Raw genomic sequence first — 25,153 nt, forward strand, 5'->3', positions numbered from 1 at the left:
GTGCAGTGGATCATCACAGGAATCGCAAACATGAACTCTAGGTGCTATTGCACAGGTTGGCCCCTCGTGGCCGGTCTGGCGGCAAGCGTACTGGCATTGCCGAGCTTCGCTGCCGCATTGACACTCGATGAAGCGTTGCGGCTGGCCGAAAACAATGCGCCGTCGCTGAACGCACAAGACGCGAAAATTCAGGCTGCCAGCAGTGCAGCCATCCCCGCTGGTGAATTACCTGATCCCAAGTTATTGGTGGGTGTGCAGAACTACCCCATTGGCGGCCCGGATCGCTGGAGCATCGACCAGGACTTCATGACCATGCAAATGGTCGGGGTCAGGCAGGAGATGCCCAATAGCGACAAGCGCAAAGCGCGCATCGAGGTCGCCGATGCTGCTGTTGATCGCGCTGCTGCGGAGCGTAGAGTCGAACGTCTGAAGGTACGCCAGTCCACGGCATTGGCCTGGATCAGTAGCTATGCGGTTGAGCGTAAAGATGCGCTGTTCCAGGACTTCTACAAAGAAAACCGATTATTGACCGATGCCGTCCGAGCCCAAATCGCCGGGGGCCGCGCTCAGCCCGCCGATGCGGTGACACCCAAGCAGGAAGCAGCTCAACTGGCGGAGCAACAGGACGATCTGATTCTCCAGAGAGCACAGGCCCGAGCGGCCCTCAAACGCTGGATTGGCTCCGCCGCCAACGACAAGCCTGTGGGCAGCTTGCCTGAATGGCCCGTCGACACCTCAAGTTACTCCCATAAACTGCAACACCATCCCGAGTTGGCAGCGTTTGCGCCGATGACCCGCGAAGCGCAAGCCAAGGTTCGTGAAGCCGTGTCGGAGAAGCAGTCAGACTGGAGCTGGGAACTGGATTACCAGCGCCGTGGCCGTGAGTTCGGCGATATGGTCAGCGTGCAATTTTCCTGGGATCTGCCGCTGTTTCCTGACTCTCGCCAAAACCCCAAAATCGCAGCCAAACAGGCGGAACTCAGTCAGCTTGAGGCCGAGCGCGAAGCCCTGTCACGCGAGCATACCCAGCAACTGGAAAACGAACTGGCTGACTATGAGCGCCTGAATCGTGCGGTACGCCGTAACCAGGAAAGCCTGTTGCCGTTGGCTAAGGAAAAGGTCGAACTCAGCATGGCCAGTTATCGCTCGGGCAAAGGCGATTTAAACGCCGTTGTTGCCGCCCGACGTGAACTCATCGAGGCCCGCCTCAAACAGATCGACGTGGAAGAGCAGCGAGCGCTGACCAGTGCGCGGTTGTATTTTGCTTATGGGGAGTCCAGCCAATGATCCTTAAAAAAGGGAACGGGGCATTGCTGGTAGGCATCTCGCTGGCATTGGGTGTTGCCGGTGGTTTTTGGTTGGCGCATCAGCGCATGAGTGGACTACCAAATACCACACAGGAGCAGAGCCTCAATTTACCGGGCGAACGCAAAGCACTGTATTGGTACGACCCCATGTACCCGCAGCAAAAGTTCGATAAGCCGGGTAAGTCCCCCTTCATGGACATGCAACTGGTTCCTAAGTACGCCGGGGGCGCAGGGGATCGTGCGACCGTCAGTATCGATCCGAGTCTGACCCAGAATCTCGGTCTGCGTTTTGCAACAGTCACCCGTGGAATCTTTGACTCCAGCCTCGATGTGACGGGTGTCTTGGGATTCAACGAACGTGATGTCGCTGTGATTCAGGCACGCACCACGGGCTTTGTGGAGCGGGTCTATGCCCACGCTCCCGGTGATGTGCTCATAGCCAACGCGGCGTTGGCGGATATCCTGGTGCCGGAATGGGCGGCTGCCCAGACAGAGTTTTTTGCATTGAAGCGCAGCGGGGATGCTGATTTGTTGGCTGCGGCCCGCCAGCGACTGCAGCTCACCGGGATGCCGGCAGCACTGATTACTCAGGTAGAGCGTGGCGGTAAGGTTCAGCCCTACCTGACTCTCACCAGCCCAATTGGTGGTGTGCTGCAAGAATTAAATGTACGTGCGGGTATGACTGTGGCTACTGGCGATACTCTGGCACGCGTCAATGGCTTGAGCAGTGTCTGGCTTGCCGTGGCCGTTCCAGAATCGGATGCCGGATCGATCACCGTGGGGCAGGCGGTCGAAGTGCGTCTACCAGCCTTCCCAGGGACAATGCTCAGTGGCAAAGTCAGCGCGATTTTGCCCGAGACCAACCCGGACAGCCGCACTCTTCGCGTGCGGGTGGAACTCCCCAATCCCGACGGACGCCTCAGACCGGGTTTGACGGCGCAGGTACGCCTGACTCGCTCGACCGGGCAAAGTGTGTTGTGGGTGCCGAGCGAGGCCGTCATCCGCACTGGCCGACGCGCCTTGGTGATGCTCGCCGAAGACGCGGGCCGCTACCGTCCAGTGGAAGTGCACCTCGGGCAGGAAAGCGATGGCAAGACGGCGATAGTGAAAGGTCTGGAAGAAGGCCAGAAGGTGGTTACGTCTGGCCAGTTCCTGCTCGACTCGGAGGCCAGTCTTAAGGGGATCGTTGCAAGCTCGGAGGAAGCGTCACTGCCCAGCGCAGCAACTTCCAGTTTTCATGAGGCGGATGGGCAGATCGTTGAGATCACCGACAAAGAAGTCACGCTTGCCCATGGCCCCTTCAAGACGCTGGGCATGCCTGGCATGACGATGACTTTCCCACTCGCCAATCCGGCTCTGATGCAGGGCCTCAAAACGGGCGACAAGGTTCGGATTGCGGTGAGCCAGACCGATGATGGTTTGCGTGTTGAGCGTCTGGATAAATCGGGGAGCCAGCCATGATTGCTGCCCTCATTCGTTGGTCGGTGGCCAACCGATTCCTGGTATTACTTGCGACACTGTTCGTCACGGCTTGGGGCATTTGGTCGGTGCAGAGCACGCCCATCGATGCGCTGCCGGATCTCTCCGATGTGCAGGTGATCATCCGTACACCTTACGCAGGCCAGGCGCCGCAGATTGTCGAAAACCAGGTGACCTATCCGTTGGCGACCACCATGCTCTCGGTGCCAGGCGCAAAGACGGTGCGCGGTTATTCCTTCTTCGGTGACAGCTTCGTCTACGTACTGTTCGAGGACGGTACTGACCTGTATTGGGCCCGCTCACGGGTGTTGGAGTATCTAAGTCAGATACAAAGTCGGTTGCCAGCCAGCGCCAAGCCAGCGTTGGGGCCGGATGCGACGGGCGTGGGTTGGATCTATCAGTACGCACTGGTGGATCGCAGTGGCGGACACGATCTGGCACAGCTTCGTGCACTTCAGGACTGGTTTCTAAAGTTCGAACTCAAGACCCTGCCGAACGTTGCGGAGGTGGCTACTGTGGGGGGTATGGTCAAGCAGTACCAGGTGCAGCTTGATCCGCTCAAACTGGCCAGCCTCGGTATCACTCAAGCAGAGGTAACCGAGGCTATCGGCAAGGCCAATCAGGAAACCGGTGGTGCCGTGCTGGAGATGGCAGAGACCGAGTTCATTGTGCGGGCCTCAGGCTACCTAAAAACGCTTAATGACTTTCGTGCTATCCCGTTGAAGCTCGGTGCTGGAAGTGTACCGGTGAGTCTTGGCGATGTCGCCACGATCCAGTTGGGGCCGGAAATGCGGCGTGGAATTACTGAACTCGACGGCGAAGGCGAGACCGTCGGCGGCGTGGTAATTTTGCGTAGTGGCAAGAATGCTCGCGAGACCATTGCGGCGGTCAAGACCAAACTCGACGAGCTGAAAAGCAGTTTGCCGGTCGGGGTGGAAATCGTCACCACCTATGACCGGAGCAAGCTGATCGACCGTGCCGTAGAAAACCTCAGCCACAAGCTAATCGAAGAGTTCATCGTCGTCGCGTTGGTGTGCGGGATCTTTCTCTGGCACTTGCGCTCATCGCTGGTGGCGATCATCTCCCTGCCGGTTGGTGTGTTGATTGCCTTCACCGTAATGCGTTACCAAGGGATAAACGCAAACATCATGTCGTTGGGTGGGATTGCTATTGCCATCGGCGCCATGGTCGATGCCGCCGTGGTGATGATCGAGAACGCCCATAAGAAGATCGAGGCCTGGCGCGCGGCCAATCCTGGGGAGGAACTGAAGGGTGAGCGTCATTGGCACGTGATGACCGAAGCAGCGGCAGAGGTAGGCCCTGCGCTATTCTTCTGTCTGTTGATCATCACCCTGTCTTTCATTCCGGTGTTCACCCTGGAAGCGCAAGAGGGACGGTTGTTCGGCCCGTTGGCTTTCACCAAAACCTACGCCATGGCCGCAGCGGCGGGATTGTCAGTGACCCTGGTGCCAGTGCTGATGGGCTATTGGATTCGGGGGCGAATCCCCACTGAACAACAGAACCCGTTGAACCGGTGGTTGATTCGGATCTATCAGCCTGCCCTGGACGCAGTCTTGCGTCGACCAAAGATCACGCTGCTTGTCGCGTTGTTGGTATTTGTCAGCGCGCTATGGCCAATGTCGCGCTTGGGCGGCGAGTTTCTCCCCCCGTTGGACGAGGGCGATCTGCTCTATATGCCTTCAGCCCTGCCAGGATTGTCGGCGCAGAAAGCGGCGCAATTGCTGCAACAAACCGACCGCCTGATCAAGACTGTTCCAGAGGTAGAACACGTTTTCGGTAAAGCCGGGCGTGCCGAAACCGCTACCGATCCGGCTCCGCTGGAGATGTTCGAAACCACCATTCAATTCAAGCCGCACGAGCAATGGCGCCCAGGCATGACACAGGAAAAATTGGTGGAGGAACTGGATCGAGTGGTACGAGTTCCTGGGCTAACCAATATCTGGATACCACCGATTCGAAACCGCATCGACATGCTGGCCACTGGGATCAAGAGTCCTATCGGCGTGAAAGTTGCCGGCACCAACCTGACGGAGATCGATGCCGCTACTCAGGCGGTCGAGCGGGTGGCCAAGGGTGTGCCCGGTGTCAGTTCGGCTCTGGCCGAGCGACTGACCGGTGGCCGCTATATCGACGTAGATATCGACCGCAAGGCCGCCGCCCGCTACGGACTAAATATCGCTGATGTGCAGTCCATCGTTGCCGGCGCTATCGGCGGCGAAAACGTCGGGGAGACCATTGAAGGTCTCGCACGCTTTCCGATTAACGTGCGTTACCCACGTGAGTGGCGTGACTCGGTCGGCAGCCTGGAGCGATTACCGATTTACACTCCGTTAGGCAGCCAGATCACCCTCGGCACTGTGGCGAAGGTCAAGGTCAGCGACGGGCCGCCAATGCTCAAGAGCGAGAACGCACGGCCTTCTGGCTGGGTATACATCGACGTGCGGGGGCGAGACATTGCCTCGGTGGTCGCCGATCTACGCCAGGTCGTCAATGAGCAGGTCAAGTTGCAGCCCGGCATGAGCCTGAGTTACTCAGGACAGTTCGAGTTTCTAGAAAGAGCCAACGCACGCCTCAAACTGGTGGTGCCTGCCACGCTGTTGATCATCTTTGTGCTGCTCTACCTGACTTTCGCCCGCTTCGATGAGGCGTTGCTGATCATGGCCACTCTGCCATTCGCACTGACTGGCGGAGCATGGTTTCTCTATCTGCTGGGATACAACCTGTCGGTCGCCACCGGAGTCGGCTTTATCGCCTTGGCCGGGGTGTCTGCCGAGTTCGGCGTAATCATGCTGCTCTACCTGAAGAACGCCTGGGCCGAGCGTGAAGACCTCGGTGACAACACTGAGCGTGGGCTGGTTGCGGCCATTCGCGAAGGCGCTGTGCAGCGCGTTCGACCCAAGGCCATGACCGTTGCCGTGATCATTGCCGGCCTTTTACCCATTTTGTTGGGCAGCGGTACTGGTAGCGAAGTGATGAGCCGCATCGCCGCGCCTATGGTCGGCGGCATGATCACGGCCCCCTTGCTTTCCCTGTTTGTCATTCCGGCAGCCTATCGCCTGATGCGTCGCCGGCACCTCATAGTTGAACCCATCAACCCTCAAGGAAAAGTCGTATGAAACTGACCATGATTGCAGTTGCAAGCACCGTATTTGCGCTTTCACTTTCTGTCCACGCTGAGGACATGCCGGGCATGAAAATGGACGGTATGAAAGACATGCAGATGGAGCAAGATTCAAAACAGGCTCAAGTTGCCAATGCTGAGGGAACGATCAAGGCTATAGATACTACGAAGCATACGGTGACCATCTCGCACGGAGCTGTTCCAGCCGTACAGTGGCCGCCAATGACCATGGCTTTTTCCGTAACGGAGAAACAGCTGGCAGGGCTGATAGTCGGAGACCGCGTATCGTTTTCCTTTAGGCAAGAGGGTGGAAAAGCCACAATCGTTTCCATTAAAAAATAAGACCGTAACGACCAAGAATTACCGGCACGCTCTGCCGTGCCGGTTGGAAATCTATTCATTGCTGGCTTTGACCTCCGCGTTCCCGACTCCCTTGGTCTACCTTGAAGAGGAATGATGTGATCAACGTCATGTTTAGTACCTGTCACGGCTGAAAGACGCTTGGCCTCAGTGTAAAAGGCGTCAATTGCCTCATGGTCAGCCCAAGACGGCGTGGCGTTCTGCAACGCTATCCTTTGCTTCAGAGCATTCCACTTAAGAATGTCCTTGCGCCTTTGCACTCTTAACAACGCATCGGTGTCCCCTTCGGCAGCTCGCAGGACATCATCTCGTTCGAACTGTCGCATGGCGTCGATTAAACGTCCTCTCTCATCGCAGTTCCGGTCAGAATGGAAAATCCAGTTTTTTCTGCACCGCAAATTCGCCTGGTGCTTTACCTCGTTCGAAAGCAATTAAATACGACATCTGGACAGTCAAGGGCTTCGCTTCTGACTGCTCGCCAGACACCTTCAGATGTACCTTGCGAGTAGCATATTGAATCGATACCTCAAGCCCTTGTAGTTCATCGATCAGCTCCTGCATCTCGTCGTACACAGCAAATTTGGCGCTTTCTGAGTAATCGCTGGCGCAGTCCCTATAGTCGCGAAAATAGTCCACGAGCGACGCAAAGACCTCGTGGGCATCACGCTGCATTTCAAATCCGGGTTGGGAAATATCCACTGTGGAGCTTTCTGCAAGCTTAGCGAGCTGGTGTCCAGTCGACAGAGGCAGTGCCGGTAAGGTGATGTAGTCGCGCTCAATACGGGCTTTCTCTACTCTCAATTCCTCTTCCGTGGGGATGTCGAAGGGCTTGTTGAAGGCGTCGATGTCTTCGATCTCGAAAGCAGCTGCGAGCGCACGTCGAGTATGAGTGCTTGCTGACTTGGCATTCTCAACGCGTTGTACAGTCCGTACGTTCAAGCCTGCAAGCTCGGCCAGAGTCTCCTGTGACCACTGAAACACCTCCCGCATTTTGCGGATGAGAGCGGCGAATTCTTCGAGACTCAACACGCGAGGTTGGCCGGACGAGGTATTCGTATTCATTTTTAAGCTCCATGAGATGGTTGGTGCGGCTCATGATGAAGAAGCTGCTGATGACACAACACGACAGGAACCCGACAGAGAACCGACAAGGCCTGAGGCTCTGCTGAGGTTACGAGGAATTGAAGCTGGCTGCAGACACTTGCACCTCTCCGCTCAGCGTAGTCGTGATAACGTCGTCCGAGCCCGTGATCCTAGTGCGGGCCGGGGAATGACAATCACCTACCAGGACAACGAAATGGACATTCGGTACTTCCTTGAACAGCGGCTGGCTTTTATCAAGCAGCTCTATCTAAATGGGGCCAGCCCGTTTGAAGATCGCAAAAGGAAAATTGAGAACGAGGAAGCCCCCTTCATCCCGCCCTATAGCGAAGATGGGGAGCCTGCATATTTGAATGAATGGCTAGAAGCTGATTCGTCAGTGCAGGTGCTGGGTAGCGCATGCTTATCAATGATTGCTGCGTCGCTACACTTATACTTCAAAGAATGGGAGCGTCTGCTTGGGTCTGCTCCTGGGCCTTCACTCAAATCAACATTCAAAAATGGCGGATGGCCAAATGGCTACAGGGCATTCTACCTGGCCCATGGTTCAGACCGGTTTGAGGATGGCCCATTCGATTTCGCTTTGATTGAAGAACTCGTGCTGGCGAGGAATAGCATCCAACATCCCGACTCACTTATCTTCGAGACATCTCGATACTCTGACGATGCGCTCCACAAGCTGCCAAGCCCTTTTTTTGTAAGTGATAGAGAGAAAAGTTTGATTGAGGAGGCCGATGGAGAGAGCCGGCAATGGCTCTATCGCCCCCATATCCACATCACTACCGAGAAATTTCTGCATGCTGTTTCTCAGGTATCTGCATTCGTGAAGTGGCTGGAGGATCAAGGGGAGACCATGATGCATAAGCGTTATCTTGAGCGAAAACGTCAACGCGAGATAGACGCTGGCTCCAATCCGTTCTAGCCCCCGCCAGAGGCTTCTTTCCCCATATAATTTGAAGCAATGGTTGGTCGGAACGAATGCAAATGACCGGCAAGGTCGAATAAATGCCCAAGGGATCCTTTGTGCCTTCAACTCTAGTAGACATTATTATCCGCGACCGTGGCGCGGAGGCCTATTCCGATTACGCGGAGTTTCAAATTACCGATCCCGATGTAATCGTTAGCGCCGCTAGGCAAACGCTCGATTTGATCCCTCCGTCATTTGGTTCTTGCGTCATGGTCAGTGCAGGCTTCACTGCCATTCTCAAATCTCAAGGGATACCCGCAGTTGTCGTCCTCGGAGACCTACTGATTAACGGCCACCATGCTTTCGAATGCCGGGGGAACATTCCAGGGGCAACCTATGAGGGAGAGGTTGTAGAAGCCAAGTGGGACGGTCACGCCTGGGTAATGCTCGCAGGTGTGCTCTGCGACCTGTCGATCTTCCGAAGCGCCTACGCCACTAAAACGCCAAGCAACCTCAAAACTTTCATCAGCGAGCAGTTCGGTGAGGGCAAGGGAGCACTGATGTGTCCCCACGATAGCTTGCCGGTCGGCATGGAATTTGTGCCCAAATTTGCTCTCAGTGACGCTCAGATTCTGGGGATTCTGGATGGTTTGTCACATTGCAGTGGCCGGCCTCGCTTAGTGCCCACCTCACAATGATATCCGCTGCTGCTCGATAGTTATCTGCCATGAAGAGCCGTCGATCCTCTGCAAACTAACCACGCTTATCGAGAGCGGTGGATCCAGCGAAAGGCGAATTCAGCTAGGCTTCTCGCATCGGTTACTCACGGACTGTACCCATGCTAAATAACTCTGACGCCAACATCGCCACAGCGGACGCCCTCACACTGCTCCTGCACAATCAGCATGCCTTAGCTGCGGCCATAGAAGAAGTTAGCAAGTGGCTTTCAGAGAATGGAGTGGGGAGTGTCGCCGACAACGCGGTTGCTGCCATGGAAACGCTGGACACAAATGCCCGTGGCATCACGGACGCCATCATGCGACTACGCCAGTTGTAGGCATCCTCACACTGCAAGATGGAGCACAAGAGCACATAGACGGAGGGCCAGAGATGGAGTGTACTTTTACCCTGAAATACCAATTGCCGGCGGGCGACATTGATGTGGATGCGTTAATAGATCGCTTGACGGAAGAAGGCTGCGATGATGCATTGGTCGGAGTTGGACAGCTAGGTCGCTTGGCGTTGGAATTCGTACGTGAAGCCCCCTCTGCGAATCGCGCAATTGAGAGCGCCATGGAGGACGTGCGTAGAGCCGTACCTAACGCACGCTTGATCGATCCAGCCCTTACCTCGAGACGATTGCAGTCGGTCATTTCTAAGCGCATTACCTGACAGCACGTTGATCGTACGTACGTGGAGTTACACCTAACGCGCAAAGATCATAAGTCCTACGCAGTACTATCTCGTCGTCGGAGCTGACACTCGAACACGCGAAGATTGTTGACAGGAAACGCTTGCGTTCGACATTTCCGAGCTCCGACCATACTCGTGGCTGACCTTGAATGTCCGGGACAGCAAGCCGATCCAGAAAATATTCTTCGAGGCTGTGCAGGCGTTGCTGTCCATCGAGGAGGATTTCACTGTTCTCCGCCATTACCCTTCCCATGCCGGCAGTATCGCCCCACCCATTCGTGAGATAGCTCCCGAGGTCTGCGCCCGACCATATCGCAGTAATAAACCGAGCCTTCTGACCGACGTTCCATACCAAGGGACGCGTCCAGGTCGGAACGGGAATGCCCATTACAAATCGCTCAGCCCATGGAAACCTGTCGTGGAAGGACGATGGATCTCCCAGGTATTGCACCAGACGGTCGGCCAACACATCTATCGGATATTGGTATGTCGAAGTGGCCAGAACTCGCTGTGGCATTTGAATAGTGGGGTTCGTAATTTCTTCATCGCCATACCGCTGAAATGGGGAGGACATGAATATCCTTGAAAATGAGTTGGAGAGGCTGACCGGAGTGTCATATAAGAAAAAAACGGATGGTTCTTCGAAACCTTGAGGCAAATGGAGGAAATTTTTTCAGTGGCTCGATTCGGGCATCGCAATGTGCCGAGCTGATGGCATCTATCAGTGGCCGCTTGACCTCCAGCTTAGTCGTCGAGCCAAAATTTCTCTTTGCCGTAAGGCTGTTCCGGCTCTTGAGCAAATAGGGAAGCATACGAAGAACCAGCACGTCGAGGCGCTGATTTTGAGTTGGCAGGGGTAGGGTTACTTCAGCCGCCCGACACGACCTCTCTTAATGTCCCTCTAAAGGGACACTAACCTAGCTTTTGCCATTTAATGACCCATTTTGGGGTCATTAACGGATGTCTATTTTGCGATCAAAAAAAGTGAAACAATCGACGGCACTTGGGGTAATTGCCGCGAGCGCTACTTCAAAAGGCCAAATCACAGCTTCCAATCAGGTGCGGGTCGCTCTCGGCATACAACGGGTGGGTGTTACAGCGGGATCAACTCTTGGAAGTCCGACGACATACCATCTCTGCCACCAGGGGGCTCAAAAAACCACGACCTACCAGCCCGCGTAATGAGTAACCATGTGGCCCCAAGCCGAGAGCGCCGGCCCATTGCTGCGAAGGATGTTCATTGCCTGGGCAGCAGGGATTTTGGTCGGACAGCCCCTAGTCAGATATGTCTTGTCTTTACCCGGGCAGTACAAGTGCATGATCGTTAAAACCATGATCTGTTGCAGCGGCGACATTGCGCGATAATTTTTACGCATTGCCTTCAGAGATTCGGGGAGAGGCCCTTCTTCGCCAGCCCAATCGAAGCCGCGAGGCCGTAAGTTGTAATGCCTGCCTGGGCTTCCATAGGCGCGTGCGACATGTTCAAAACAAGCCTCAAGCGAGTAAGCCTCTACGATGTCCCACACTGCTTGCCCAAAGATATTCCCGCGCGCTGATGCACTGGGGAGCGTAGGGATGGAAGCCCCGCAAACCATCGACAGCGCCGTAAGCTCAGCACCGTCCATACAAGGCACTTTATCCACCATATCGACCAACGCCCAACCGGGAAAACGGCCAGCAGCAAACGTGGCGTTAACCGTTGCGTAGGCAGCAAGGGCGACTGGTTGTAGCGAGTGGTGGATGTAGGCTTGGCTGGCAGTGTGAGCATTCGTGAATGCCCATACACCTCCCGAAAGCTGATGGACGCCAATCTCAGACAGAAGACCTTTAGCTTGGTCAACGTAGTTGTTGTTCATGCCGATCTCCCGGCTTCGCTGTGTGGTCGAACAATTGCAAATTGTTCAGATTTGACGAAGCAGCTCTTCAAGCTGCCTATGTTCGTCCGGGGACAAAAGCCCGACGGGATCAAATGCGTGCCTTGAGCTGAACTCATACTTTCTACCGTCGGGAGCGAGACAGTTGTCACAGTAATCCAGATCACCGCAGTCAATGAAGAATGTGATCAGCCAGCCGTCGACCTCAATGGTCATCAATCCGCAGTAGATCTCATCCCAGCTTTGCTGGGCGATTCGCCGCATTGAGCGGATACCTTTCAAGGCATCGCGCAGTATCTGGTAGACCTCATGAGCTGAGAGCATTTGTGCACTGCAGAGTGCTGAACACGACGTAGTGGAGGTTATCGCCGAGCGACACTGGAGCGTTTTCAGAATGAAACACGGATGAAAAGGACATGGCTGCATCTCTCCTAAGTGGTACCTAGAATGAAGACCATGAGATAGGGTCGGTCAAGGAGAAAAGGCAAATATTTTTTTGTTTTTACATTTAGAATCAGTATGTTACGAGCATACCCTTACTGGGGAGCGCTGCGACTAAAGACGATTCCCTGGTGCGAAAAGCTGCTGCCTCCAAACGCAGAGCGGAAAATACCGATTCCTGGCAAGTAGAAGGCTGCTTTGTTCAGAAAGCCGATTGGAAATGGAGAAATGGGTGCTGGTGTAGTTCACAAGGTGGTAGTCGAGCACGATCCAATGCTGTCCTACCGTCGCTCCTTCGAGCCGACGGCTCGGCTCAGCACGCCAGCAAGACCGCACATGATCATCGCACGAATCGCTTGAGTGACCGTCGGCTCGCTATCACTCTCCCCCGTATCTCGTAAGGGTCTAGGGACATGCCGCCGTCAGGTGTCACGCGGAGAGATTTCAGATCGTTGAGAGCAGCAATGAACGCGCGATCTCTCGCTTGCTCTGAGCCAGATCTTTTGTCAGGCCAAATGAATTCGATGCATCGTCTAAACAAACTCATGCCGCTCTCCATTGACGTCGAAAGATGTACCGCATTTTCATTTATGGGGGGGAATGTCGAGGCGTTCCGTCCTGCTCATCACAGGGCTTCAGCAAATGATATCTGGGTTCTCCTACCCTCAACGACGGGCGCTGATGTGCTGAGCCATAAAACTCAAAGCGCTCCGGTTATTCGTTCTGCATCGACCACCTGGGACTCAACAGGGCGTGTTAAATGAGTGAGCGATGAGCCGCGAGATACTGGACAACTTGCTCGAGACCCGTTCTGCATTTGATGAGGCCACGAGGTCGACTACACAGACTACGATTTTCGCTTCCTAGCCAGTTTCTTGCATTTTGCTCGCTGCCTACGACTGCAAGCAATGACCGATACAGCTCAACTAAGAGCAAAGCCCGGCTCCACGCTTCAGTGCTAGGTTGAAGCAGTTCATGTCCATGGCGTAAAAGCTGCACCGAGGAAACATCCTCGTCTAAGACAGCTGATAGTTCAGCGTCATCAAGCCCCAGCGCTTCGCCGGCGCGGATAAAGGCTGTGCCAAGCACAGCATTTTCTGCGCTCGAAGTGGATTTCATTCACTCCATCCTATGGTCGGTGATGACTGGTCTGTAACGTAATTCTATGCTCTGTAACGCTGCTTACGTTACAAGTCAAAAGTTACGTTACAGTCTGTGATTAAAATCATAAGGCAAGCGGAGCGCGCAGGCGTGCAGGATGTCTGCCCGAAGGGCCGAGACGTGGCTTGCTACGGCTCGGTTCACGACAGCCCTCCGCCAACGGCGGCACGCTAACACCCAAGCCCAGCTTCAACCAACCTGAGAGAGGCTGAAATGACCCACGATGAACTCCGAAAGCTTGAAAGCACCAGGCGAAGAGCCCTTCGGGAGATTGCCAGACTCCTTCCAGGTGACCCAACGGCAGCTGATGCCTTGGCCATCCTTAATGACCTCGACGACAAAGAGCGAAACGGCAAGCCCTCTACCGATAAGCCACTTGAACTCAACGACGTTCGTAACTCTGTCCCAGTGCAGCCTCACAAGTGCGGCATCGACATAGTATTGGAAATGAATATTCCCCAGCCATGGAGAGAGCGCTTCCTTCAGGCGAGCATCGGATCAACGCGACTCCCCGAAGCACCATATGCTGGCGACTGGGAGAAGTTTCTGCGCAGGTGGGAATCCGAGATGGCCCACCTTGAGAGGCATAGAGCGCTCAGGGCGGACGTGGATAGCTCTAGCTAAAACAAGGAGGCCGTGTGAGGATCGACTAGGAAATTATCCTCATGGGCCCGCCCAAGTAGAGCTACACAAAGCCCATGGGGGACGGTCGTGCGACTCTCATGTCGATGACGATATGAGAGTACCCGCAGCAGCTCAGGAACCCGGCTAATAACGACCTCGCACGCGACGCGTAGTGCTTCAAAGGGAGCGTCACTCATTCCTATGACCGAGCTGTGCTGCTGCTTGGGTATAGATTGGTAGGGCTCGTCCAATTTGACCGGATATTCGTAAGCTAACTGCACAGCCAAAGCCCGGAAACGGTCGGCGCCTAGCGAAGAGGCGAGGCCTTCGATTGCTTCGAGCTCATGCAGGTTGTCCCGTGTCAAAGCTATCAAATGCCCCACACTTCCCCCGATAGCTCGATACAACTGTTCAATGATTCGTTCTCCTGCGGTTAGTCATCAGTCTGTCTTTTTCCTCTCGCAATTTCCTGCTCCAATACACTGACCATGTTATGTAGCTGCTGATTTTCATGGCGCAGTTCATTGATTATTTGAAGCAGTTCCTGATGCTCTCGCATGTAGTGATCACGAGCCGCTGCAGTCTGCTTGATCGTCGCCACCTGCGAGGTGTTGGCAGCCCTTGCATCTTGAAGCTGAGTAAACCAATAAATGATCTCAAGCCTGCTTCGCTCCAGCAGCTCTTCGGGGGAGCGAGACTCTACTTTCGCTGCTGCCTGCTCTTTCTTTTGCTGGGCACGCTTCGCCTTGATCTCTTCAATCCGCTCTATCGGCCATTGGCGGAAGTAGAGAGTGTTCCGGTGCACGCCAGCTAGCTTGGCCAACTGGGTTGCGCTGGCCGACAGGGACGCATCCTTTTCTATTTTGTTCAGAGCCGCATCAAGTGCCCGAGTGACAGCCTCAAAGTTTTCCTCATTCTTGGAGTCATAGCCTGCGGTGCTCACACCTACACCGCCATGCCAAGTTGCATTAGCACCCCCTTGGCCTCTGAAATCGCGAGTTTCATCTGTTCGATGGACAAGGAAACCTCATCAGACTCACGCAGCTTGGCAAAGGCCGCTTTAGGATCCGCCTCCAGCCTCCCGAGTGCCAAGGTGTTTTGAACATAGACCTCTTGCCACTTAGGCGCATTCGCTTCCGTTACCACGGCGTTCTTGCAGCGGTTAGGGTTGCAGCGCAACGAACCGATGCAAGGTATCGAGGGATCATCCAGTTCTGTTGCGTTGCCGTAGCAATATCCCTGGCCCACATTAATGACCGCGAAATTTAGCTCAGCCATGCGCTCAAAGATCTCGTCGGTCGAATAACCGGCCTCAAGATAACCCTTGAAATATTTCGTGAGCCGAGCGCGATGCGATGATGCGTTGTCGCCTGCATAACCCCCAGCGGGGTTCAAAGAGTTCATGATGAACTCCTTTTCGGCATCTATGCGAGCGGGGGCGTCAGGGCCGCCACCTGAGGTAAGGGCCTCACCAATACCGCCATAGTCAATCGTAACAGTGCCTACCCGATTTCCACGCATATCTTGGCCGATGGTACTGGCATGGTGACCAAAGTGTTTAAGCTGATAGGACATGAACGGTAAGCCCACGGCGGCCCGGAGCATCTGGTTCGCCAAGGAATGCCTAAGCGTGTATGGGGATACCTCCAGCGCGTCAAACTCCTCGAAGGTCAAGGTGTTAGCCAAGAATGTGCAAAGCTGATGATCTAACCCAGACCCGCTCAGCGAGTTAGCCTCATGCTGCATGCCGGGCTTTATGGTATTCATGTTCGAGAACAGATACGGGTTCTGCTTGAACCGATTTAGTATCCGCAGTGCTTTAACTGCGTCCTTGACGATTGGGATTGCAACCCACGTATCGTCGAATAGTTTCCTAATGACTTCTCGATTTTTGATGACGCTACTGATGATGAGGTCGTGCCCAAACTCGTCAACCGTCAGACAGTCATCAGTCAAGCATCCAGAAAGCTCGGACGGCCTCATACCGGTGTACTGACCAATGATGTAGTTTGCGCTGTTGCTAATGTGGGTCAGGTACTCATACAGGTCGTTGTCCATCGGGGCGCGTGTCAGCTTACACAGCGCCTCTTTATCCTTCAGCATTCCAAGGTTTTGTGGCGACCAATAATCGGGCTCTAGTTTGTACAAGAAGGGTTTCACTTCGAGTCCTGTGTAGCCACGCGAGGTTAGGCGGATCGTCACATAGATGTCGTAATTCTTCCGCGTGATCTTGGCGCTCCTGGCCTTGTTATAGCCCATCAGATCGAGTCGACTCAGCGTATCCTGATCCGAAATGTCTTCTTTCAACGCTTGCAGGAAATCAACAATCGCGAAGGATCCCTCTCGGGAGCACTTCTCAAAGATTTTGTTGGAAAACCATTTCTTTTTGGTACGGGTTTGCTTATTGATGATGCTGTTTTGTTTCCACCCCAGAGATTCCAAGTCGACGTAGACCAGCGGCTTGGCGAAGAGGTTCTCGACTAAAAAGTGAGACCTTAGAATCCTGAAGCCTTGAAGAGTAGTAGTGCGGAATGCTCGGTCGAAGGTTTCGGCCTCAGTCCGATAATCTTGCTCGGAAAAGTCTGCGAGGCTGTAATGCGACCTTTCGAAGAAGTGATCCCCGTGCTCCGCTCGCTTTCGTGCGCACATCTTGTTGATAAACGGGATCACAGACTTGAAGGTGTCCAGCACAGTATGGGGTTTGTAGCTAACAGGTCTCTTGGTATGGCGAAGAGCTCCAGGGATCTCCAATACGCACAGAATGGCGATTTTCAGTTCGAAAAGGATCGTGCTGTTCAGGCTCTCATAGATTCCAAAGTCGATCCGGGATTTGGCGCCTTGTATGTCCCTTGCCAAGACATGAGTCTCGCCGTTGAAGTCCCAAATCATATCCTTCACAAGGCTCAATTTGCTGGCTGGCAGGTTCATCAGTGCGGCGAGTAGTTCAACTGCGTTCATTCCGTCGCTGGAATGGGACGTAGCGAAAATAAGCTCGTTGCCTAGGTAGCCCAAGAACTGCTTACGCACCAATTTGATTTTGTAAATGAGGCTATCGAATCCGTGGATCACAGGGACACCGTCTCAATCATTGGGTTAGTGATGATGTGCTCTGCCAACCGGCGGGCCTCGTCAAGTTGCTCCACCGTGAATCCATTGTCAGAAGGAGTCAGGATGCTGTTCAGTACCTTGAGGTTTTCTTGGATGACAGCTCCATAAGGCGTTTCCGCCACGTTGCTCGTGGACATTGTTGAAAGGTAGTCCCACTGCATGGCAAAGAGGTCTGGAAGGTTCGAGACAGTGATGATGGAGTTGCTACAGGACAAGCACTTGTTTAGCAGCGAGCACTTACTACCTTTTTTGTAGCTTGGTAACTTTGTGATTTCTTCAGGTGGGTCAAGCGCGTCCCTGCAACTGGCCAAGCCAGTCCTAATGATCACTGGCGACGAACTTGTCCCCGGGGTATTTGGCTTGTGCTTGCTGACCGGTTGGCTGTCCTGGATTATCGTGCCTTTGTGAATTTTGGTCAGCGCTATAGTGTTGACCTCTCGAGCCGTTTTATTGAACTCCAGCTTATCGAGATAATTCATGGTGGTTTTGTACGATCTGTGACCAAGAATAATTTGGATTTCCCTGATCGATACGCCTTGCGCAATGAGCTCGGCCACTAGGCTTGGTCGGAGCCGGGACGCAGAGATATTCAGATCCTTCCCGTCTTCGGTTTTGAGGTCGTGATCCCTGGCTAATTGGTTCATCACAATGTTGATGACGGTAGAATTCTCGAACGACTTCACCTTCCGGAATTCGGTATTCTTCTGGGACTCGTAAATGAACAGCCTTTCCTTGGCAGGGCCTTCGGCTCGCTCTCGGATGTGACGAGTCAGATAGATGACCTCGCTGAAGATCTTTTTGACTTCGATGCTTTGTGCTCGAGTGAGCCATGTCCAGTCCGAGTACATGAGGTCAAGATGAAGAACTTTTCCTCCACCTGACCGCTCTTTCCAGTACCTAAGGTAAGGGCGGTGGGTCAACTCGTGGCTCTCGACGAAGTCATCAACATCCAGGCTTTTGAGGGAGTCGGCGTTGAATCCTGTTACTTGTGCTAAGCGAGTGATGTAAGGGGCTATCGCCCTAGAAGTTACCTGGTAGATAACACCCCAGCTCGCGTATGTTTCAGCAATCCCTAGCCCGCCGATGTCCAGTAATCGTACAAATCCCTGCTCGTATTTGTCCTCAGCATCCGCCGACCACCTGCTGATCGTCCTGCAGTTGAGTTTGTTCTCGAAGATCCACCGAGCGTTTTCTAAGGTGGCCATGCCCTTGAGAAGGTGCCCTTTCTCGTCTAACGGATCACTCCCCCCATGGAAGGAGACGTAGTCCTTCGCCAGCTCATTAGTTTGTGGTCTCTCCACGTCACAGGCTTGCTGGATCGCACTTCTTACAAGCTTGGGATAAGGGCGATAGTCATCGGTCTCCCGGCCTTTGGGGAACCCTTCCACATCGATAAACGATGTGAGGCCCAGACCTCGAATCTTAACCGCACGCTTGAACATTGAACGGACTGCAGACAAGACCCCATCAGCGTAATGTGACGTCAGGTTGTCCGCTTCCATTTGGTCGATAAGGTACTTCCTGAATCGCGTCAGATAGTGAGGCGTGACGTATTCACGAGGATCCTCACTGCCCGTAAAACTCACCTCACGCAGGTGCATTGTCATTTGTCTGAAACCATCGCTGTATTTGTGCTGTCCGGATGACGATTTCGACTTCATCGACGCGGCGGCGAACATATGCAGGAGCTTGTTGAAGGGGCGACCAGGGTCGTCCACAAGTTCTTCGAACTTCGAGAGCCCGGCCAGCCTGAGCTCAGAGAGCGCCTTGGTCAGGGAGTCTTTTGGCGTTGTCTCTTGTTTTTTCTGCGCGGCCCCGACTTCCCGTTCCTTGCAGTTTTTGTAATCAGCGTTGATGACACCGAGTCTCGTGAGGTCGGCGAGGATCTCTTGGAAGGTCTGTTCAGCGAGGGTGTAAGTGGCGCGGGCCTGTTTCAGGTTTTTTATCCCGTCGACCTGGAACAAGCTGGCTTTCGACGAGATGGTTTTGCCGAACACTGGAATGCTTCGCTTCTCTGTCTCAGTCAGGTTTTCGTACCAGCAGAGAAGCTTGCGGCGCCACTCGTTGGCGATTGAGGGTTGGTCGGGGATTACGATCTGTTCCTCGATCATCCGCTGGATGATTGAGTCGAGGATGTCTTCCCTCGTGTTGAACGTATTGCCGCTTGTCTCCAGTTCCTTCACGAGGTACGTGTAAGCCGGACTCAGCTTTCCCCTCTGTGAAAGCTGCACGTTCAAGAGGGATTGGCGACTGCTCTTGATCTTGGTGGCCCAGGCCTGGATTGCCTCAGTTACTTCGGATTCCAGTCGTTTGGGGCGCCTGGCCTGGCTCGAGGCTTCGGCTTCCGTGGGGGCATGAGCTTCTGCTAGCTCATCGGACGAATGATGAGTAGTGCTCATTTTTGGCGTCCCTCTGGATAACGCAGGGTTGGAAACGACATGGTGGCTTCTCCCGGTTGCTATCGGGAAATGAACACTACGGGCGGTGTATTGGTCAAGCAGAAAATTTAGTAAAATTCTTATGAATCAATAACTTAGAGTATCCTGGCAGCATACTCTTAAAGTGCTAAACCGCCGTCGCATCTAGCTTTTTTGTTTATTTTGGTGGCCTCGAGATTGTCAAAAGGCTTTGTGAGGGTTCAAAAAAATAATGCCTTGCTGAAGTCTCTGCGACAGATCAGCACGATGTTTGAAGGGGGCGGCGTATTCCAGATTGCTCAGGTAAGGCGCGTCAGCTTGTAAAGGGGACGCGCCATACCTCAGGCACTTCGTCGGGGCTCATTTCTTATCCCCGGTTTTGATTCGCTTGGTCGTCCGCTCGCGTAGGACGTGCATCTCTCCGCACTTGGTCTTGACGAGTGAGTCAGGCTTGCAGAGCTTTTGGTAGATGTCATGAGGGATCTGGGTGTATCCCTCAGACGTTGTGGAGTGCGAGTGGCCATGCCCTATTGAAAGCATTCCAAGGCGCTCAAAGAAATCCTTGCCAAGATCAGGGCTGGTGAGGAGGAGGTACGCTGAGCCATGACGGAATTTGTGCGCTGATATCTTTCGTTTGATCTTGCCAGCTTTCCGGGCCCGCTCGCTTACACGCTCAAAAAGCTTTTCAACGCTCTTAGTGGTATAGGGCTTCCCATGTGAATTGAAGAACGCAGGCGTCTTCTCTGGGTCTCTAATACGCTGGCTATGCCGGTGGTACAGCGGTGTTCTGTGATAGTTCTCGATGCGCTCTAGGGTTGTCCTACTGACGAGCGTTACCCTGGGCTTGATTTGGTTTTTTTTGCCTTTGCTTCCTTGGACATGCAAGGGACTGTAATCCGCATTCACCGGGATATTGCTGTCAGCGGAAACATATTGGAGTCTCTGGTACTCAAGTGCATCGCGGATGTGCTGAAGCGTTATGCGAGGCAGCTCAGACTCTCGAATGCCAGAGTCGTAAATCAGCTGCAGCATGCACCTCTCTCGTTCTGAGTGTGCGTGCAGGATCATCTGTTCAAGCTCAAGCATGCTGCACGGTTGGACGATTGCTCTGGTATTGGCTTTGCCAGGTCGAATTGGCCCGTGCTCATAAGGATTGTCAGTCCGGAGAGGTGGCTTGTCATTAAGGCTGATGCACAGATGGGTGCGGAAGAAATGATGATATGCAGCATCTCGACCCTGCACCGTCTTTGGTGCGAGGCCCGCAGCATCCAGGCGACCCAAATACACTTCGAGATCACCTAACCCGATACTCAGCAGGAGATCGTCTCTAAAGGAGGTCTCGTGCTCAGGCTTGCTCTTCTGGTCTTCTAGCAGGTACGAGATACGCCTCGCATAAGACAGAACGGTCTTGTCTGCGAGTGAGCTGTTTCTATAGTTCCGGCAGAGATAGGAAGACACTAGGGGAAGAAGCCGTTCATCGTTACCGATCAACCCACACCCTGTCACCTTCACGCTTGGTTCACTGCCTTCTGGCTGAGCTAAGAACTGCTCACGGTATGGGCCATTGGCGAGGATGGAGTTGCTTAGGTCGAGCTCTCTATCCCGTATAGCAACCACTTTCATTATCTGACGCCCTACTCATCGACGCGGGATGGTCAGTGTGGAGTATGACCCATGGCTCAGATTCTGGAGGGTTCAAGCTAAGTACACTTCGGGATTGTGCACTTCAGTGTAGGGGGGTAGAAATCACCGCTTCGGCCGCGTGGTCGGTACCGATCACCAGACCCTGCGCCGCGCCGGCGATGGTGTACTGGGCCACCATGCGCATCCGTGCCTTGGTGTTGCCGAGCACGAAATCCACCGAGACCGCGTGTTTGCCCTCGAAGGCCGCCACTTCATTGGCCAGGGATTTCACTGCCGGGCCGATGTTCACCGTGTGACGTTCGTCCGGGGCGATGAAATCAACCGAGGCCTGAGCGTCGTGTTCATCGAACTGGGTTTCGTACGGCAGGCGCACGGCGATGAACTTGTAGCTTTTGTCGCTGGTTTGCTCGCGCAGCTCACGCATGGCACGTTGGGCCAGCAGGCCGGCTGTCAGGGAGTCGACGCCGCCGCTGATGCCCAGCACCAGGGTCTTGAGCCCGGAATTGACCAGGCAATCCTGAATGAAGCTGATGCGCCGGGCGACTTCGGCCTCGAGGGCGGCATGGTCGGCGAACGGCGGTTGAACGTTGAGCTGCTCAGCAATCTCACGCTGTACGGCTTGCATGAATTCACTCCTTGCTAGTGGTGCCAGATGTGCTGGAAAGGGCGGCAGGTACTTTGAAAACGTGTCGCAAATAGGCGACGAAATTCGGGTCTTTACAGTGAGTCTTGCCAGGCTCATCGGAAATCTTTGCCACGGGCTGGCCGTTGCAGGCCGCCATTTTAAGCACGATGCTCATCGGTTCGACACCCGGAATATCGCACGTCAGGTTAGTCCCGATGCCGAAACTGACATTGATCCGACCGCGCAACGCCCGGAATATTTCCAGAGCTTTGGGCAGTGTCAGGCTGTCGGAGAACGTCAGCGTCTTGCTCATCGGGTCGATGCCCAGCTTTTGATAGTGGGCTATCGCCTTTTCTGCCCAGATCACCGGATCCCCGGAGTCATGGCGCAGACCGTCGAAGAGTTTGGCAAAGAACAGGTCGAAGTCGTTGAGGAAGGCATCCATGGTGATGCAGTCAGTCAAGGCGATCCCCAGCAGGCCGCGGTACTCGCGCACCCAGCAATCGAGGGCGGCAATCTGGCTGTCGATCAGCCGTGGACCGAGTTGCTGGTGCGCCATGATCCATTCGTGGGCCATGGTGCCCAAAGGTTTCATGTCCAGCTCCCGTGACAGATGCACGTTGCTGGTGCCGACGAAACGCCCGGGGAAATCATGCTTGAGCACGTTCACCACTTCTTCCTGCACGCGGTACGAAAAGCGCCGACGGGTACCGAAATCGGCGACCTGCAATTCGGACAATTCGTCTGCACTGGCGTTGGCGGTGAGCCAATCGAACTTGCGGTAGAGCTGCTCGCGGGCCTGTTCCAGCACGACTTCCCGGTAGCGATAGCGGTTGCGCACTTCGCTGACGATGGACAGCAGCGGCACTTCAAACAGGATCACATGCAACCATGGTCCGCGCAGACGGATGAACAGTTCGCCGTTTTCAATGCCGGTGTGAACGTAGCGCAAGTTGAAGCGGAACAGCCCGAGAAAACGCAGGAAGTCCGGCTTCATGAAGCTGATGCGTTCCATAAAGCTCAACTGGTCGGCGCTGAGGCTCAACTCGGCCAGACGCTCGATCTGAAAGCGGATCTCCGCCAGGTATGGGCGCAAGTCCTCACTGTTACGGCAACGAAACTCCCATTCGACTTCCACGTTCGGGTAGTTGTGCAGCACTGCCTGCATCATCGTCAGTTTGTAGAAGTCGGTGTCGAGCAGGTTCTGCACGATGCGATCGCCAAACACGCTCTCGCTCATAACGGGGGTCTCCAGACGGGCCGCGTGTTGCGCGGTATCAATCAATGGCGCTAGTGGCGCATATCCCGCGTGAAGATTGCCAGCGATTTTTTGTTTTGCACCGGACGTTGCCTCTGACGCCTTCTATGCTTTGCTGCCAGAAGCCTCGTCCGTTTCGGTATACCCATCAAGGGCGGCTTGAATGACTGCCTCGAGACGCTCCCAACTGTTCAAATACTCTGCGAGCAGGGAATGCCGAGGAACGAGGTTTGTTTCAACCGCTTTGATCATTGCTGCCCTGAGCATTTCATAGGTCGCTGTTTCACGCATGGGTGAACTTCCCCTTGAAGGTAATTTGCTCCATTGCGTCCACTCCATCCTGAAGTAACACATAAACGGGAAGTATCAGACGATACATATCTGAGTCGTTGGTGTGCTTGATGGTTACGGAAGTCAACGTGTCCAGAAGGCCGACAGCCGCGCGAATTCTGAAAAAGGCATCTTCGAATAACTGGTTGGGTGCGGCATGTGAGTCTATGAAGTAAGTGGGTGTATTGGTCGCATTGGTTTTAAGTGGAAAATAGCGATTCATGTCGAGACATCCTCAAGATTTTTTTGACGTCATAAATCAAAGAACTGTTTGTTCTTTAATAAGAGTTGATAGGGGGTGTTTACTAAGTTGCTGAGCCATTACTGAAACGAATGGCTCAGCAGTCGGCTAACTTAAACAGGTTGCGTGCTTGCTCCGCTGGAAACCGGCGTTGCACTACGATTTGCCATGTGTGGAGCTCCTGACTGCGGGGGCCATGCTAGAGGATCGAGGTCCAGATCAAGAAAATTGCTGGAATCGAAGACGGGCGTCTTTATCCCGGCGCGACGCTGCTTGTCGTAATCTCGCAAGATCCGCATGCAAATTTTAAACAGCAGCGCCATGGCTACAAGATTGACCAACGCCAGCAAAGTCATGGTGATGTCGGCGAAAGCGAGTACGGTCGAAAGATCTTCGACCGCCCCCCAGAACACCAAGACCAACACCATCGAACGATATAACAACAATGTTTTGCGAGGGGTGCCAAACATAAACCGGAGGCTGTTCTCTCCCAGGTAGTAGTTGTAAAGCATTGCCGTGAATACGAACAATGCCAGCACCACGCTGATGAACATGCGCCCCCATTCACCGACCACTGCTGCCAACGAATTTTGTGCCAGCGCGACTCCGTCGCCTTCAAATCCCGGTGAGTAGAAACCTGAAAGCAAAATGAGTAATGCAGTGCAGGTGCAAATCACGAATGTGTCGACGAACACGCTGAATGCTTGCACCACACCTTGTGCTGCCGGATGGTCGATTTTCGCCACCGAAGCAACATTGGGAGCGCTACCCAGCCCCGCCTCGTTGGAAAACACACCACGCCTTACACCCATGATGATTGCGCTCCCGAGCAATCCACCAAAAACCTGATCCAGACCGAATGCGCTTCTTATGATAGTCATCAGCATTGCGGGAACCTGATCAGACTGCAGCACGATCACGTACCCCGTCACTCCGATGTAAGCGAGAACCTTCAGGGGGACTAACAAGTCGGCCACCGCAGCTATTCGTTTTATCCCTCCAATAAAAACTGCTCCGAGCAGCAACGACAACGCGAGCCCCGACCACATGGGCGCCAAGCCGAAAGCGTCTTTGAGGGAGTGCGATACTGCATGAGATTCGAGACCATTGATTGCAAATCCAAACGTCACCAACAGTAGAAGCGCTGCAATGATTCCGAGCCCGCGTTTGTTTAGCCCGTGCTGGATGTACCAGGAGGGTCCACCTCGATACAGGCCATTTCCATCGCTGCGTTTGTAGAGCTGGCCCAGCGTACATTCGAAGAAGCTGCTTGACATGCCTAGCAAGGCTGTCATCCACATCCAGAAGACCGCGCCGGGCCCGCCCATGCTCACGGCAATCCCGACCCCGACGATATTGCCGGTACCCACCCGCCCGGCAAGACTGAGGGTCAATGCCTGAAACGCGCTCAAATGATGGCCACCGGTGCGCCAACTGCCCTGCAGGACAGAGAACGCATGCAGGAAGTATCTGAACTGGACGAATCTTGATCGTATGGTGAAGTAGCTACCCAGTCCGAGGACTACAGGAATCAAAACCTTTCCCGAGAGAAAGTCGTTGATGACGTCTAGCATTCAAAGCTCCTTGCTATTTAAGAGTGCTGGCGAGTTGTTGGCATAGCCAAATCCTGATGCCTTTCAGGACCCGTAATATCCAGCCATATTTCCTTGAGCGCAATTTCGCTAGTTGCTTAAAAGTGATGCGAGTTGCTGCTATGGTTG

At 54.1% G+C, this 25,153-nt stretch carries 21 protein-coding genes and 2 pseudogenes; 9 read left to right on the forward strand and 14 right to left on the reverse strand.

The window, feature by feature from the left end:
- Positions 1-30: 30 nt before the first annotated feature.
- Genes ACYZTY_RS01260 through ACYZTY_RS01275 form a run of 4 tightly spaced genes read left to right on the forward strand, consistent with a single transcriptional unit; the run spans position 31 to position 6,270 of the window.
- Entirely contained in the window at positions 31-1,287 is a 1,257-nt protein-coding gene (locus tag ACYZTY_RS01260; protein WP_461956976.1) for a TolC family protein, read from the forward strand.
- Entirely contained in the window at positions 1,284-2,768 is a 1,485-nt protein-coding gene (locus ACYZTY_RS01265; protein ID WP_461956977.1) for an efflux RND transporter periplasmic adaptor subunit, read from the forward strand. The genes ACYZTY_RS01260 and ACYZTY_RS01265 overlap by 4 nt, the downstream gene beginning before the upstream one ends.
- A complete protein-coding gene (locus tag ACYZTY_RS01270) occupies positions 2,765-5,923 on the forward strand; it encodes an efflux RND transporter permease subunit (RefSeq protein WP_461956978.1) in 3,159 nt (1,052 codons plus the stop codon). Before ACYZTY_RS01265 ends, ACYZTY_RS01270 begins: the two co-directional genes overlap by 4 nt.
- Positions 5,920-6,270, forward strand: a complete 351-nt coding sequence (locus ACYZTY_RS01275) for a copper-binding protein (protein WP_461956979.1) — start codon at positions 5,920-5,922, stop codon at positions 6,268-6,270. Before ACYZTY_RS01270 ends, ACYZTY_RS01275 begins: the two co-directional genes overlap by 4 nt.
- A gap of 381 nt (positions 6,271-6,651) precedes the next feature.
- Here the strand turns inward: ACYZTY_RS01275 and ACYZTY_RS01280 are convergent, their stop codons facing one another.
- Positions 6,652-7,350: a helix-turn-helix domain-containing protein gene (locus ACYZTY_RS01280; RefSeq protein ID WP_461956980.1), complete on the reverse strand. Its 699-nt coding sequence runs from the start codon at positions 7,348-7,350 to the stop codon at positions 6,652-6,654.
- A 208-nt stretch (positions 7,351-7,558) separates the two neighbouring features.
- Between ACYZTY_RS01280 and ACYZTY_RS01285 the strand changes: the two genes are divergently transcribed.
- The 4 genes and pseudogenes from ACYZTY_RS01285 to ACYZTY_RS01300 all read left to right on the forward strand — a co-directional run.
- Positions 7,559-8,311: a hypothetical protein gene (locus tag ACYZTY_RS01285; RefSeq protein ID WP_461956981.1), complete on the forward strand. Its 753-nt coding sequence runs from the start codon at positions 7,559-7,561 to the stop codon at positions 8,309-8,311.
- Positions 8,312-8,394: 83 nt separating this feature from the next.
- Complete coding sequence (locus ACYZTY_RS01290; RefSeq protein WP_461956982.1) at positions 8,395-8,994, forward strand: hypothetical protein; 600 nt, start codon at positions 8,395-8,397, stop codon at positions 8,992-8,994.
- A gap of 140 nt (positions 8,995-9,134) precedes the next feature.
- Positions 9,135-9,353 carry a hypothetical protein gene (locus ACYZTY_RS01295; protein WP_461956983.1) on the forward strand — a complete coding sequence of 73 codons (219 nt, stop codon included), beginning with the start codon at positions 9,135-9,137 and terminating at the stop codon, positions 9,351-9,353.
- 53 nt (positions 9,354-9,406) lie between these two features.
- A pseudogene (locus ACYZTY_RS01300) lies at positions 9,407-9,640 on the forward strand (hypothetical protein); the annotation flags it as partial.
- Positions 9,641-9,680: 40 nt separating this feature from the next.
- Here ACYZTY_RS01300 and ACYZTY_RS01305 read toward each other — a convergent pair.
- The 4 genes from ACYZTY_RS01305 to ACYZTY_RS01320 all read right to left on the reverse strand — a co-directional run bounded on the left by ACYZTY_RS01305 (position 9,681) and on the right by ACYZTY_RS01320 (position 13,143).
- Positions 9,681-10,283: a DUF262 domain-containing protein gene (locus ACYZTY_RS01305; RefSeq protein ID WP_461956984.1), complete on the reverse strand. Its 603-nt coding sequence runs from the start codon at positions 10,281-10,283 to the stop codon at positions 9,681-9,683.
- A 592-nt stretch (positions 10,284-10,875) separates the two neighbouring features.
- Positions 10,876-11,565 carry a hypothetical protein gene (locus tag ACYZTY_RS01310; protein WP_461956985.1) on the reverse strand — a complete coding sequence of 230 codons (690 nt, stop codon included), beginning with the start codon at positions 11,563-11,565 and terminating at the stop codon, positions 10,876-10,878.
- A gap of 45 nt (positions 11,566-11,610) precedes the next feature.
- Entirely contained in the window at positions 11,611-11,907 is a 297-nt protein-coding gene (locus ACYZTY_RS01315) for a DUF7693 family protein (RefSeq protein ID WP_461956986.1), read from the reverse strand.
- An 873-nt stretch (positions 11,908-12,780) separates the two neighbouring features.
- Positions 12,781-13,143 carry an MbcA/ParS/Xre antitoxin family protein gene (locus ACYZTY_RS01320; protein ID WP_461956987.1) on the reverse strand — a complete coding sequence of 121 codons (363 nt, stop codon included), beginning with the start codon at positions 13,141-13,143 and terminating at the stop codon, positions 12,781-12,783.
- 255 nt (positions 13,144-13,398) lie between these two features.
- Between ACYZTY_RS01320 and ACYZTY_RS01325 the strand changes: the two genes are divergently transcribed.
- The gene (locus ACYZTY_RS01325) at positions 13,399-13,809 is read left to right on the forward strand and encodes a hypothetical protein (RefSeq protein WP_461956988.1); all 411 of its coding nucleotides are present in this window, start codon (positions 13,399-13,401) and stop codon (positions 13,807-13,809) included.
- Between the two features lie 433 nt (positions 13,810-14,242).
- Here the strand turns inward: ACYZTY_RS01325 and ACYZTY_RS01330 are convergent, their stop codons facing one another.
- From ACYZTY_RS01330 to ACYZTY_RS01370, 9 genes and pseudogenes are all read right to left on the reverse strand, one after another.
- Entirely contained in the window at positions 14,243-14,752 is a 510-nt protein-coding gene (locus ACYZTY_RS01330; protein ID WP_461956989.1) for a hypothetical protein, read from the reverse strand.
- Between the two features lie 2 nt (positions 14,753-14,754).
- Complete coding sequence (locus ACYZTY_RS01335; RefSeq protein WP_461956990.1) at positions 14,755-16,767, reverse strand: site-specific integrase; 2,013 nt, start codon at positions 16,765-16,767, stop codon at positions 14,755-14,757.
- Between the two features lie 107 nt (positions 16,768-16,874).
- A complete protein-coding gene (locus ACYZTY_RS01340) occupies positions 16,875-19,316 on the reverse strand; it encodes a tyrosine-type recombinase/integrase (protein ID WP_461956991.1) in 2,442 nt (813 codons plus the stop codon).
- A gap of 378 nt (positions 19,317-19,694) precedes the next feature.
- Entirely contained in the window at positions 19,695-20,957 is a 1,263-nt protein-coding gene (locus ACYZTY_RS01345; RefSeq protein ID WP_461956992.1) for a tyrosine-type recombinase/integrase, read from the reverse strand.
- A gap of 121 nt (positions 20,958-21,078) precedes the next feature.
- Positions 21,079-21,603: pseudogene (gene nadE / locus ACYZTY_RS01350) on the reverse strand (NAD(+) synthase); the annotation flags it as partial.
- Between the two features lie 4 nt (positions 21,604-21,607).
- Positions 21,608-22,843 (reverse strand): nicotinate phosphoribosyltransferase, encoded by a 1,236-nt coding sequence (pncB, locus tag ACYZTY_RS01355; protein ID WP_461956993.1) that lies wholly within the window; start codon positions 22,841-22,843, stop codon positions 21,608-21,610.
- Positions 22,844-22,966: 123 nt separating this feature from the next.
- Positions 22,967-23,152, reverse strand: a complete 186-nt coding sequence (locus ACYZTY_RS01360; RefSeq protein ID WP_461956994.1) for a hypothetical protein — start codon at positions 23,150-23,152, stop codon at positions 22,967-22,969.
- The gene (locus tag ACYZTY_RS01365) at positions 23,145-23,414 is read right to left on the reverse strand and encodes a hypothetical protein (protein WP_461956995.1); all 270 of its coding nucleotides are present in this window, start codon (positions 23,412-23,414) and stop codon (positions 23,145-23,147) included. The genes ACYZTY_RS01360 and ACYZTY_RS01365 overlap by 8 nt, the downstream gene beginning before the upstream one ends.
- Positions 23,415-23,545: 131 nt before the next feature.
- Positions 23,546-25,006 carry an alanine/glycine:cation symporter family protein gene (locus ACYZTY_RS01370; RefSeq protein ID WP_461956996.1) on the reverse strand — a complete coding sequence of 487 codons (1,461 nt, stop codon included), beginning with the start codon at positions 25,004-25,006 and terminating at the stop codon, positions 23,546-23,548.
- Positions 25,007-25,153 lie beyond the last annotated feature (147 nt).

This window comes from Pseudomonas sp. LB1P83, assembly GCF_054897885.1.